Origin of the sequence: Sphaerisporangium flaviroseum, assembly GCF_039537005.1 — a bacterium.
Classification (GTDB): Bacteria; Actinomycetota; Actinomycetes; order Streptosporangiales; family Streptosporangiaceae; genus Sphaerisporangium; species Sphaerisporangium flaviroseum.
The window spans coordinates 214,493-227,038 of record NZ_BAAAZR010000043.1; the positions used below are offsets into that span (position 1 = coordinate 214,493).

Genomic DNA, 12,546 nt, shown 5'->3' on the forward strand with positions numbered 1-12,546 from the left:
AGCGGTAGAACATGGTGACGTGACGCGTTTCGACGAGCCGCTCATCAAGGCGCTTGACCCTAAAACGGCCAAGCCGCTCGAGAGCTCGCTCAACATCACCACGGTCGGCGAGCTCCTGCGCCACTACCCCCGTCGCTATGCCGAGCGGGGAGAGCTGACCGCGCTCGACGCCCTCGAGGTCGACGAGCACGTCACCGTGGTGGGCGAGGTCTCCCGCCTCATGCGCAAGCCCATGCGCAACCGCGGGGGCACCTGGCTGGAGGTCGAGGTCGTCGACCGCGTGCGCAACACGATCTACCTGTCGTTCTTCGGCCGGGCCTCCCACGTGATCGAGGGCCGGCTGAAGCCGGGCACCCGCGCGATGTTCTCCGGCAAGGTCGGCAGGTTCGGGCACGGCGAGCGGGCCAAGTGGCAGCTCAACCATCCCGAGTTCGAGCCCCTGGAGGATTCCGACTCCTCGGCCGCCGAGTTCGCCGCCGCGCCGGTCCCGATCTATCCGGCGGCCGGCGGCATCACCTCATGGGTGATCCGCAGGGCGATCGCCGTCGTCCTCGACACGCTGGGCCCGATCGCCGATCCGCTCCCCGCCGACCTGCGGTCGCGTCACCGGCTGCCGGGGCTGGCCGACGCGCTGGAGGCGGTCCATCGGCCGCGCGACCAGGGTGACATCTCGCGGGCGCGCAAGCGGCTGAAGTTCGACGAGGCGTTCGTGCTGCAGGCCGTGCTGGCCCAGCGGCGCCAGGCCGCCGCCGCATGGCCCGCCACGCCCCGCCCGCGCCGGGACGACGGGCTGCTCGCCGACTTCGACGGCCGCCTGCCCTTCCAGCTCACCGAGGGCCAGGTCCAGGTCGGCGAGGAGGTCGCGGCCGAGCTGGCGCGCGATCATCCCATGCACCGGCTGCTCCAGGGCGAGGTCGGTGCGGGGAAGACCGTGGTCGCGCTGCGTGCCATGCTGCAGGTCGTCGACGCGGGAGGCCAGGCGGCGCTGCTCGCCCCCACGGAGGTCCTCGCGCAGCAGCACCACCGGTCCATCACGCGCATGCTGGGCGATCTCGGCACGGGCGGGGTGTTCGGCGGCACGGTCGTGACCTTGCTGACCGGCTCGATGGGGGCGGCGGGGCGGCGCGCGGCGCTGCTCGACGCCGCGTCCGGCGCGGCCGGCATCGTCGTGGGCACCCACGCCCTGCTCCAGGAGCACGTCCAGTTCGCCGACCTCGGGCTCGTCGTGGTCGACGAGCAACACCGCTTCGGCGTCGAGCAGCGAGACGCGCTGCGCGAGAAGGCCGGTGGGGGCCGTCCCCACGTGCTGGTGATGACCGCCACCCCGATCCCGCGCACGGTCGCCATGACGGTGTTCGGAGACCTGGAGGTCTCCACGCTGACCCAGCTCCCGTCCGGCCGGGCGCCGATCACGACCCACGTGGTGCCCGCCTCCGACAAGCCCCACTTCCTCGAACGCACCTGGGAGCGCATCCGGGAGGAGGTCGGCCTCGGCCGCCAGACCTACATCGTCTGTCCCCGCATCGGCGACCTCGAGGGCGACGAGGGCGACCTGAGCGAGGCGCCGCCCGAGAACGGAGATGAGCGGCGGCCGCCCCTGGCGGTGCTGGAGGTCGCGCCGATGCTCGCCGACGGCCCGCTCGGCGGTCTGCGCGTCGAGGTCCTCCACGGACGGCTTCCCCCCGAGGAGAAGGACGCGGTGATGCGGGCCTTCACGCGCGGCGAGGTCGACGTGCTGGTCGCCACCACCGTCATCGAGGTGGGGGTCGACGTCCCCAACGCCTCGGTCATGGTCATCATGGACGCCGACCGGTTCGGCGTCTCCCAGCTCCACCAGCTCCGCGGGCGGGTCGGCCGTGGGGGGCTGCCCGGCCTGTGCCTGCTCGTCACCGACTTCCCCGGGGGCACCCCGGCACGCGAGCGGCTCGACGCGGTCGCCGCCACGCTCGACGGCTTCGAGCTGTCCCGGGTCGACCTGGAGCAGCGGCGTGAGGGCGACGTTCTGGGCGCGGCCCAGTCCGGGCGCAAGTCGTCGCTCAAGATGCTGCGGCTGCTCCGCGACGAGGACGTCATCAGCGATGCCCGCGAGGAGGCCGCGAGCCTGCTCTCCGGCGATCCGCGGCTGGAGGAGCATCCGGCGCTGAAGGCCGAGATCGACAGGCTCCTCGGCGACGACCGCGCCGAATACCTGGAGAAGGCGTGAGATGCCCGAATACCAGGAGGCGTGAGATGGCACGAAATACCTGGAGAAGGCGTGAGATGAGGGCCGGGGCCTCGGGATCATCCCGCTTGGAATGACCCAGGGCCCAGCCTTGGGACGGCCTCCCCCCGAATGCCGTCCCCGGCTGGGCCCACCCTCGGGTCAGGTGCCGAGGGCACCGGCGCGCGGAAGGGCTCACGATCACGCCGGTCGGCCTTCCCCTGGGTCACCATGAAGGCCGCAGAACTCATCATGTGGGTTCGGAAGGCAGTGGGGAACGACCCTTGCGCATTCCTCGCCGACACTTGGCCACTCTTGACCTGGCGGCCCCGGCATGTACCGCAAACAGCGAGAATGGGCGGGTGACCCGAGTCATCGCAGGAACCGCCGGTGGGCGGCGCATCGCCGTCCCCCCGGGCCGTGGCACACGGCCGACGAGCGACCGTGCCAGGGAAGGGCTGTTCTCCACCGTCGGATCCCTCCTGGGCTCGCTCGACGACGCCAGGGTGATCGACCTGTACGCCGGCTCGGGCGCGGTGGGGCTGGAAGCGCTCTCCCGCGGGGCCTCACACGCCCTGCTCGTCGAGTCCGACGCGAAGGCCGCGCGCACCATCCGGGCGAACATCGCGGAGCTCGGCCTGCCGGGGGCCGTCGTCGTGGGCGACCGGGTCGAGCGGCTGGTCGCGGGCCGGTGCGCCGAGCCGTACGACTTCGTGTTCGCCGATCCCCCCTATGCGGTCAAGGACGAAGTGGTCCGTGAGGTGCTCGAACGCCTCCGCGACAACGGCTGGCTCGCCGAGGACGCCCTGATCGCGGTGGAGCGGGAGTCCCGGGGGAAGGACTTGGTCTGGCCCTCCGGATTCGCGGAAGAGAGGGTCCGTCGCTATGGCGAAGCGACCGTTTGGTACGGTCGCGCCGCCGGGAACCAGTGAAACTGGGGGTAAGCCTTGCGTCGTGTCGTCTGCCCGGGGTCCTTCGACCCCGTCACCAACGGCCACCTTGACATCATCGGGCGGACGTCCCGCTTGTATGACGAGGTCGTCGTCGCGGTGCTGATCAACGTGGAGAAGAAGAGCCTGTTCACCGTCGACGAGCGCATCGAGACGCTGGAGGCGGTGACCCGGGAGTACGGCAACGTGCGCGTGGAGAAGTTCTACGGACTGCTCGTCGACTTCTGCAAGCAGCAGGGCATCCCGACCATCGTCAAGGGCCTGCGCGCGGTCAGCGACTTCGACTACGAGCTGCAGATGGCCCAGCTCAACTACCGCATGTCGGGTGTCGAGACGCTCTTCATGTCGACCAACCCGGAGTACTCCTTCCTGTCGTCGAGCAGGCTCAAGGAGATCGCCAGGTACGGCGGAGACGTGTCCGGCCTCGTGCCCGATCTCGTGCACCGGATGCTCGTCGAACGGCTGCGTGGCTGAGTACTGGTATTCTTTCTCATCGGCCTTGTACGACGGCGGTGATTCGCCATGCCTCTAGAGAGCAGGAAGACGCTGCGTAGCCTCGACCCCCGCGCACCCTGGGTGATCTCTACCCATGATCTGGGCAGGCGACCGGGTTCTATGCGCGAGATCTCCCGTTCCCTTCCGGCTCCGGTGAACCTCTCCGTCGGCATGATCGGCGTCCCTGAGGACGCCGAAATCGAGCTGAACTTGCGGCTCGAGGCAGTGATGGAGGGAGTGCTCGTCACGGGCACGGCGCGGGCTCCGCTCGGCGGAGAGTGCTCGCGCTGCCTGGATCCGTTGATCTCGGATATCGAGGTCGGCTTCCAGGAGCTCTTCTTCTACTCGGCGGAAGAAGCCGCCGAGGACGACCCACTCCTCGACGGTGAGCTTCTCGATCTCGAGCCGACGTTCCGCGACGCGGTGGTGCTCGCACTGCCGTTGAGCCCGGTCTGCAGTGACGACTGCCCCGGGCTGTGCGTGGAGTGTGGGGTCAAGCTGGCGGAAGCCGGCCCCGACCACCGGCACGAGCAGATCGACGCCCGCTGGGCGACGTTGCAGAGCCTGAAAACCGACAACAACAATGACCAGGAGGGTTGACGTGGCAGTCCCAAAGCGGAAGATGTCGCGGAGCAACACCCGCTCCCGCCGCGCGCAGTGGAAGACCGCCGCGCCGGTTCTCGTTAGCTGTAACCAGTGCCGGTCGCCGAAGCTGCCTCACGTGGCATGCCCGACCTGTGGCACCTACAACCGCCGTCAGGTCATCGAGCCGTCGGCCTGATTCGCGCCCGCGGTGGCCGGTGAGCCGGCCGGACGCCTCAACGTCCGGCCGGGATGACCGTCCATCACGCGAGGCGTGCGGTGGCGGTTCGCCCGCGGCCGTGGTGGGCGCCGGGGTTGCCGCAATCTCCCGGCGTCCACCACGTTTTCGGGCATTTCCCGCGTTCCATCCGCCATCGCGACCATGGTCGTGACGTGCTGCGTGACGGCCGGAGATTTCCCGTCCGAGGAGGAGACGTGGCCGCAGGTGGAAAACCGATTCCTGTAGAGGTCGCGAGAGACGAGCTTGAGCGCGTGCTCGTCGTCCGGCTGGATGACGAGCTTCTCGAGCGGGCGCTGACGCACCGCTCGTACGCCTACGAGAACGGCGGCCTGCCCACCAACGAGCGCCTGGAGTTCCTCGGCGACTCGGTGCTGGGCCTCGTGGTCACCGACACCCTGTTCCGGGGCCATCCCGATCTTCCCGAGGGCCAGCTGGCCAAGCTTCGGGCCGCGGTGGTCAACATGCGCGCCCTGGCCGACGTCGCCCGAGCCCTCGACCTTGGCCGTTTCACGCGGCTGGGCCGTGGCGAGGAGGGCACGGGAGGCCGGGACAAGTCCTCGATCCTCGCCGACACCCTGGAGGCGCTGATCGGCGCCGTCTACGTCGACAAGGGGCTCGACGAGGCCTTCCGCGTGGTGCACCTGCTCTTCGATCCGCTGATCAAGCGCTCCGCCTCGCTGGGCGCGGGTCTCGACTGGAAGACCTCGCTCCAGGAGCTGACCGCCTCCGAGATGCTCGGCGTCCCCGAGTACCACGTTGACGAGAGCGGGCCCGACCACGCCAAGTCGTTCACCGCGGTCGTCAGGGTCGGCGGCCAGGAGTACGGCTCGGGCGCTGGGCGCAGCAAGAAGGAAGCCGAGCAGCAGGCCGCCGAGGCCGCGTGGACCGCCATCCGCGCCCGTAGCGACGCTCAGGCGAAGCTGGAGAAGGCGACCACGTAACGCCATGCCCGAGTTGCCCGAGGTCGAAGTCGTACGGCGGGGGCTCTCACGCTGGGTCGCCGGACGTACGATCGCCCAGGCCGAGGTCCTCCACGCCCGGGCGATCCGCAGGCACGTGCCCGGGGCGGCCGAGTTCGCCGGAAGGCTCGCCGGCCGCACCCTGGTGTCCGCCGAGCGCCGTGGCAAGTACCTCTGGATGCCTCTCGGTGACCCTGAGAGCGCCTCTGGGGCCGGTTCGGGGAGCTCGGAGGCTCTGCTCGCACATCTGGGCATGAGCGGCCAGCTCCTGGTCGTGGAGCCCGGCTCCCCGGTCGAGAAACACCTGCGGGTGCGGCTGAGCTTCGACGACGACGGTCCCGAGCTCCGGTTCGTCGACCAGCGCACCTTCGGCCACCTGCTGGTCGCCCCCCTGGCGCCCCTCGGGCGTCCGGTCCCCGAGCCCATCGTGCACATCGCGGCCGATCCTCTCGAAGAGGCGTTCGACGACGAGGTGTTCGCGGTCCGGCTGAGCGTGCGGCAGACGGAGATCAAGCGGGCACTGCTCGACCAGTCGCTGATCAGCGGTGTCGGGAACATCTACGCCGACGAGGCGTTGTGGCGGGCGCGGCTGCATGGGAGGACGCCGACCCGCGCGCTGAGCAGGCGGAAGACCGGCGAGCTGCTGGCCGCGGTCCGCGAGGTCATGGGCGAGGCCCTCGGCCAGGGCGGCACGTCCTTCGATAGCCTGTACGTCAACGTGAACGGTGAGAGTGGCTACTTCGATCGGTCACTCAACGTGTACGGCAGGCAGGGCGAGCCGTGTGCCCGCTGCGGCGGGCCCGTCCTGCGGGAGGCGTTCATGAACAGGTCTTCCTATAGTTGCCCCCGATGTCAACCCCTGGTGGGGTCATGACCGAGGTTCCGGACACGGGCACGAGTGAGGTCCGTCTCAACGCCTGGGTACGCGGCCGGGTCCAGGGCGTGGGTTTCCGCTGGTGGACGCGGGCTCGCGCGTTGGAGCTCGGCCTGGTCGGATCCGCGTCCAACCTCGCCGATGGGCGGGTGGAGGTGGTCGCCGAGGGGCCCCGCGAAGGCTGCGAGAAGCTTCTTGCCCTGCTGAGGGGTGGTGACCCTCCAGGGCGGGTAGATGCAGTAGTGGAGCGTTGGTCACCAGTTCGCGGCGGTTTTGGTGGATTTGTGGAGCGGTAGGTGCTTCCCTTAAACCCCCTAAATGCGGTATATTTACATGTCGGGAGTGCCCATTGGTGCATTCATGGGGAGCGTTCAACTTGACCGCCTCCATTGCCGGTGCGACTCTTGATAGGAAACACGCGCACCCCTCCCGCGGCAAGAAGTGCGCGAACCAGTTTGGTCACTCAGCGTGGAGGACCCTTAACCATGGCGAAGGCTCTACTCGGCCACGTCGGCGGTCTTGACCCTCGAATGGTCTCGGAAATGCGCCGTCTCCAGCAGCGAATCCGGGATCTGGAGGCAGAGCTCACAAGGCTCCAGGCCCAGAATGACGCTCTCGCCGCGCAGTCGCGCGATGAGGCGTTCGCTCGTCTGCAAGATCGCGAGCCGGCCCTCACCTGAGAGGTTCGGTACGGCAACACACTGTCAGGGACGCCCCTCAAAGGCGTCCCTTGTCATTTACCCGGTCTCCTTCGCAGTGGTATGACCCGCTTCGCACCATTTGCCAGGCATCGAGCTTGGCCTGGTGCGTTGCCAGGCGTCGAGCTTGGCCTGGTGCGTTGCCAGGCGTCGAGCTTGGCCTGGTGCGGCCGAGCCGGTGCGCCGTCCGAGCCGGGCGCGAAGCGTTTCCGTCCGCCGAAGCATCGCCGCCCGCACACCTGAGCGGCTGCGAGCCGGTAGTGTGCCCCGCATGGATCGCCCCGGAGGCTTGATGGCGGTCCCGTAGCAGACGGGGAGGGCGGCGCGGGTGTATCTCAAGAACCTCACGCTGCGCGGCTTCAAGTCCTTCGCCTCGGCCACGGCCCTGCGCTTCGAGCCCGGCATCACCTGCGTGGTCGGCCCGAACGGCTCGGGGAAGTCCAACGTCGTCGACGCCCTCGCCTGGGTCATGGGCGAGCACAGCGCCAAGTCCCTGCGCGGCGGCAAGATGGAGGACGTCATCTTCGCCGGCACCTCCTCCAGGCCGCCCCTCGGGCGGGCCGAGGTGACGCTGACCATCGACAATTCCGACGGCGCCCTCCCCATTGACTACACCGAGGTCACGATCAGCCGGCTGATGTTCCGGTCGGGCCAGAGCGAGTACGCCATCAACGGCGACACCTGCCGGCTCCTCGACATCCAGGAGCTTCTCTCCGACTCCGGCATCGGCCGCGAGATGCACGTGATCGTGGGCCAGGGCCAGCTCGACACCGTCCTCCACGCGGGCCCCGAGGAGCGCAGGGCCTTCATCGAGGAGGCGGCGGGCGTCCTCAAGCACCGCAAGCGCAAGGAGAAGGCGCTGCGGAAGCTCGACGCCATGCAGGCCAACCTCACCCGCGTCCAGGACCTGGCCAATGAGCTTCGGCGCCAGCTCAAGCCGCTGGGCCGCCAGGCCGAGATCGCCCGGAAGGCGGCCGTCATCCAGGCCGACCTGCGTGACGCCCGGCTGCGGCTGCTCTCCGACGACGTCGTACGGCTGCGCACCCACCTCGACCGGGAGGCGGCCGACGAGGCCGCGGTGCGCATGCGGCGCGCTGAGGTCGAGGGCCGGCTGGAGCAGGGCCAGGCCCGCGAGGCGGAGCTGGAGGCCGCCGAGGGGGCCGCGCAGCCCCGCCTGGCCCGCGCCCAGGAGACCTACTACCGTCTGGCCGCTCTGAAGGAGCGGCTGCACAGCGTCGAGACCCTCGCCTCCGAGCGGCACCGCCACGCCATCGAGGCCGCCTCGATCGAGCGGCGCGGGCGCGACCCGGAAGACTACGAGCGCGAGGCCGCCGAGATCGGCGAGCGCGAGGAGGCGCTCAAGATCGAGCTGGAGCAGGCCGAGGAGATCCTCGAGCAGGCCGTCTGGCGCCGCACGGAGGCCGAGGGCGCGCTCGCGACCGAGGAGAGGCGCCTGGCGGCCGCGGCGAAGGCGGCGGCCGACCGGCGAGAGGGTCTCGCCAGGCTGAGGGGCGAGGTGGCGGCCGTGCGCGGCCGCGCGCGGGCGGCCGAGGAGGAGATCGGGCGCCTCACCAAGGCCCTCGACGAGGCGCGCCGGCGCAGCGAGCGGGCGCGGGAGGACCACGACGCCCAGGAGCTCAGCGAGCCTGTGGCCGACTCTGCCCTCGCCGAGGAGCTGGAGCGGGCGCAGCAAGGCGTGACCGAGGCCAAGGCCGCGGCCGAGGAGGCCAGAGCCGCGGCGGAGGAGGCCAGGGCCGCCGCCGAGGAACCGAGAAAGGCCCTCGCCGAGGCGCGGTCGGCCACGAGCGCGGCCCGGGCCACCGACCAGGAGGCCCAGCGGGCGATCGCCGCGCTGGAGGCCCGGCGGGACGCCCTGGAGATGGGTCTTTCCGAGGGCGCCGACGGCGGTGCGGCGCTGCTGGCGGCGGGCATCTCCGGGGTGCTGGGGCCGCTCGCCGCGATGATGACCGTCCAGGCGGGAGCCGAGGTGGCCGTCGCGGCCGTGCTCGGGGCCGCCGCCGAGGCGGTCGCCGTGGAGTCGCTGTCCACCGTCGTCGACGCGGTCGAGCTGCTCAGGGCCGAGGGGGCCGGCAGGGCGGGGCTGGTCATCGCCTCCGACGCGGCCGTCGGCGAGCCCGCTCCGATCGACGGTGCGCAGTGGGTCTCCGATCTCGTGGTCGTCTCCGACCCTTTCCGTCCCGCCGTGGCGAGCCTGCTGTCCGGCGTCGTCGTGGTGGACGATGCGCAGGTCGCGAGGAAGCTCGTGGAGGAGCGCCCAGACCTGCGGGCGGTCACCTGGACCGGTGACCTCGTCGGCGCGTACTTCGCGCAGGGCGGGTCCGGCGGCGGCGCCTCGGTGCTGCAGGTCCGCGCCGCGCTCGACCAGGCGATCGCCGACCTGTCGAAGGCCCGTGACACCGCTGAGAGCACAGGCGCCGCCCTGACCGACGCCGTCGAGGCCGAGCGCGCCGCCCAGCAGGCGGTAGAGGCCGCCCAGGCGTGGGCGGGCCAGGCGCAGAACGGCGTCAACACGGCCCAGGCCGGGGTCAACGCGGCGCAGGGCGTGCTCGACCGCGTGCGCGGGAGGCAGCGGGAGGCCGACCAGCGGGTCGCCGTCGCCGCGAGGCGGCTGGCGCAGCTCGACGCCGCGGCCAACGCCGCCCGTGACGAGTGCGACCGGCTGGCGAAGAACGTCGCCGCGGCCGAGGAGTCGCGCGATCGTGACATGGCCGGCGTGGTGGAGCTGGAGGAGCGGCTCGCCGAGGCCGAGTACGCCGACGAGCTGGCGGTCGAGCCGACCACCGAGACACGCGACGAGCTGGCCGGTGCCTGCGCGGTGACCCGGCAGGCCGAGATGGAGGCCCGCCTCACCGTCCGCACGGCCGAGGAGCGGGTCAAGGGCATCACCGGCCGCGCCGACCAGCTCATGCGGGCGGCCAGGCGCGAGCGCGAGGAGCGGGCGGGCGCGGCCGCGCTGCGCGAGCGGCGCCGCGCGCAGGCCCAGGTCGCCGAGGTGGTCGTCCACGGGGCGGGGCGCGCCCTCGGCGTGCTGGAGGCGTCCCTGGCGCTGGCCGCCGAGGAGCGCGACGAGGCGGAGCGCGCGCGTGGCGAGATCGACACCGAGCTGAAGGCCGTGCGCGTCCGGGTCCGCGAGCTGTCCGTAGAGCTCGACAAGCTGGTCAACCACGTGCACGGCACCGAGGTGGCCCGCACCGAGCAGCGCCTGCGCCTGGAGCAGATGGAGATCCGGGCGATGGAGGAGTACGGCGTCGAGATGGACGCCCTGATCTCCGAGTACGGCCCCGAGCAGCCTGTGCCCGTCGCCGACGGGGAGATGGTGCCCTACGTCCGCGAGGAGCAGGAGAAGCGGGCGAAGGTGGCCGAGAGGCAGATGACCCAGCTCGGCAAGGTCAACCCGCTGGCGCTGGAGGAGTTCGCGGCGCTGGAGGAGCGGCACACCTTCCTCAACTCCCAGCTGGAGGACCTGCGCAAGACCCGGCGTGATCTTCTCCTGGTGGTGAAGGAGGTCGACGAGCGGGTGGAGCAGGTCTTCACGGCCGCCTACGAGGATGTCGCGCGGGAGTTCGAGACCATCTTCACCCGGGTCTTCCCTGGTGGTGAGGGGCGTCTGCTGCTCACCGACCCCACCGACATGCTCACCACGGGCGTCGACGTCGAGGCCAGGCCGCCGGGTAAGAAGGTCAAGCGCCTGTCCCTGCTCTCAGGCGGCGAGCGCTCGCTGACCGCCGTGGCCTTCCTCATCTCGATCTTCAAGGCCCGCCCGTCGCCGTTCTACGTCATGGACGAGGTCGAGGCCGCGCTCGACGACACCAACACCCAGCGGCTGCTGACCCTCTTCGAGGAGCTGAGGCAGAGCTCGCAGCTCATCGTGATCACCCACCAGAAGCGCACGATGGAGATCGCCGACGCGCTGTACGGGGTCAGCATGCGCGGTGACGGCGTGACCCAAGTGATCAGCCAACGCCTCCGCGAACGCGAATCCGCCTGACCCACACCCCCCGCTAGCGGGGCGTCGGGATGACCTGGATCCCCCATTCCCGCTAGCGGGGTGTCGGGATGGCCTGGGCCCTCACTCCCGCTAGCGGGGTGTCGGGATGACCTGGATCCCCCATTCCCGCTAGCGGGGTGTCGGGATGACCTGGGCCCTCACCGCCGCTAGCAGGGCGTCGGGATGACCTGGACCCCCCCACCCCCCTCGCGTCGTCAGTGAGTGGGACGCCATGACCTTTTTCGCGGGCTGGGGGGTTGGGAGATGTGGGAAATATCGGTATAAGCGCGTGGTCGGGGTGTGCCCGGGTGTGAGCATGGTCTGCCGTCTGGGAAACTGACATCTTGTGGATGGGTACCTCGGCATCATCGTGATCGTCTTCCTCATCGCGTTGCTCGCGGTGGGGGGTATGTTCCTGCTCTTCCGGCCGCGTGAGAGGCACGCTCCACCGGTCAGGCCGCCGGAGGCGCCGGCTCTCCCCGAGCAGAGGCAGGCCCCGCCGACCGGCGTCGTGGAGGACGACGCCGCCACGACCACCGTCCCGCCCCCCGCCCGGCCGGTCGAGCCCGTGGCCCCGGTGGCGCCGAAGATCGAGATCCCGCCGCCGTCGGCCGGTCGCATGGTACGGCTGCGCGCGAGGCTGGCCCGCTCGCAGAGCACGCTGGGCAAGGGTCTTCTGGAGCTGCTGTCGCGCGACCGCCTGGACGACGAGGTCTGGGACGAGATCGAGGACATGCTGATCACCGCCGACGTGGGCGTCTCACCCACGCGCGCGATGGTCGAGGAGCTCCGCACCAAGGTGAAGGTGCTCGGCTCGCGCAGCCACGACGAGGTGCGCGCGCTGCTCCGTGAGCAGTTGCTCACCCAGATCGGCGCCGACATGGACCGCACGCTGCATACTGCGCCTCATGGCGAGCGGCCCGCCGTCCTGCTCATCGTCGGGGTCAACGGCACCGGGAAGACCACGACCACCGGCAAGCTCGCCCGCGCTCTCGTCGGTGACGGCCGCAGGGTCCTGCTGGGCGCCGCCGACACTTTCCGTGCCGCCGCCGCCGACCAGCTCCAGACCTGGGGTGAGCGCGTCGGCGCCGAGACCGTGCGCAAGGACGAGGGCGCCGATCCGGCGTCCGTCGCCTTCGACGCCGTGAGCAAGGGCATCGAGGACAAGGTCGACGTGGTCATCGTCGACACCGCGGGCCGTCTCCACACCAAGACCGGCCTGATGGACGAGCTCGGCAAGGTCAAGCGGGTCATCGAGAAGAAGGCCACGGTGGACGAGGTCCTGCTCGTGCTCGACGCCACGACCGGGCAGAACGGCATGCGCCAGGCGCAGGTGTTCGCCGAGGTGGTGAACATCACGGGCATCGTCCTCACCAAGCTCGACGGCACCGCCAAGGGCGGCATCGTGATCTCGGTTCAGCGCGAGCTGGGCGTCCCGGTCAAGCTGGTGGGCCTGGGCGAGGGCCCCGACGACCTGGCCCCCTTCGACGCCGAGGTCTTCGTCGACACCATCCTCGGCGACTGACCGCTCGGGGGCG

At 70.6% G+C, this 12,546-nt stretch carries 11 protein-coding genes; all 11 read left to right on the forward strand.

Annotated features, from left to right (window positions below):
- The first annotated feature begins 19 nt into the window (after window positions 1-19).
- The 11 genes from recG to ftsY all read left to right on the forward strand — a co-directional run bounded on the left by recG (window position 20) and on the right by ftsY (window position 12,533).
- Window positions 20-2,203 (forward strand): ATP-dependent DNA helicase RecG, encoded by a 2,184-nt coding sequence (recG, locus tag ABD810_RS35815; protein ID WP_344951428.1) that lies wholly within the window; start codon window positions 20-22, stop codon window positions 2,201-2,203.
- Between the two features lie 359 nt (window positions 2,204-2,562).
- A complete protein-coding gene (rsmD, locus tag ABD810_RS35820) occupies window positions 2,563-3,132 on the forward strand; it encodes a 16S rRNA (guanine(966)-N(2))-methyltransferase RsmD (RefSeq protein WP_344951431.1) in 570 nt (189 codons plus the stop codon).
- A gap of 15 nt (window positions 3,133-3,147) precedes the next feature.
- The gene (gene coaD / locus ABD810_RS35825; RefSeq protein WP_189161848.1) at window positions 3,148-3,624 is read left to right on the forward strand and encodes a pantetheine-phosphate adenylyltransferase; all 477 of its coding nucleotides are present in this window, start codon (window positions 3,148-3,150) and stop codon (window positions 3,622-3,624) included.
- Window positions 3,625-3,672: 48 nt separating this feature from the next.
- Entirely contained in the window at window positions 3,673-4,245 is a 573-nt protein-coding gene (locus ABD810_RS35830) for a YceD family protein (protein ID WP_344951442.1), read from the forward strand.
- 1 nt (window position 4,246) lies between these two features.
- A complete protein-coding gene (gene rpmF, locus ABD810_RS35835; protein WP_248958187.1) occupies window positions 4,247-4,426 on the forward strand; it encodes a 50S ribosomal protein L32 in 180 nt (59 codons plus the stop codon).
- Between the two features lie 293 nt (window positions 4,427-4,719).
- On the forward strand, window positions 4,720-5,409 hold the full coding sequence (gene rnc, locus ABD810_RS35840) for a ribonuclease III (RefSeq protein ID WP_425567019.1): 690 nt from the start codon (window positions 4,720-4,722) through the stop codon (window positions 5,407-5,409).
- Window positions 5,410-5,413: 4 nt separating this feature from the next.
- Window positions 5,414-6,301 (forward strand): bifunctional DNA-formamidopyrimidine glycosylase/DNA-(apurinic or apyrimidinic site) lyase, encoded by an 888-nt coding sequence (gene mutM, locus ABD810_RS35845; protein ID WP_344951450.1) that lies wholly within the window; start codon window positions 5,414-5,416, stop codon window positions 6,299-6,301.
- Window positions 6,298-6,597: an acylphosphatase gene (locus ABD810_RS35850; RefSeq protein WP_344951453.1), complete on the forward strand. Its 300-nt coding sequence runs from the start codon at window positions 6,298-6,300 to the stop codon at window positions 6,595-6,597. Before mutM ends, ABD810_RS35850 begins: the two co-directional genes overlap by 4 nt.
- A 189-nt stretch (window positions 6,598-6,786) precedes the next feature.
- Window positions 6,787-6,981: a hypothetical protein gene (locus ABD810_RS35855; protein WP_262848107.1), complete on the forward strand. Its 195-nt coding sequence runs from the start codon at window positions 6,787-6,789 to the stop codon at window positions 6,979-6,981.
- 346 nt (window positions 6,982-7,327) lie between these two features.
- Window positions 7,328-11,008 carry a chromosome segregation protein SMC gene (smc, locus tag ABD810_RS35860; protein WP_344951462.1) on the forward strand — a complete coding sequence of 1,227 codons (3,681 nt, stop codon included), beginning with the start codon at window positions 7,328-7,330 and terminating at the stop codon, window positions 11,006-11,008.
- A 346-nt stretch (window positions 11,009-11,354) separates the two neighbouring features.
- The gene (ftsY, locus tag ABD810_RS35865; protein ID WP_344951465.1) at window positions 11,355-12,533 is read left to right on the forward strand and encodes a signal recognition particle-docking protein FtsY; all 1,179 of its coding nucleotides are present in this window, start codon (window positions 11,355-11,357) and stop codon (window positions 12,531-12,533) included.
- Window positions 12,534-12,546: the final 13 nt, after the last annotated feature.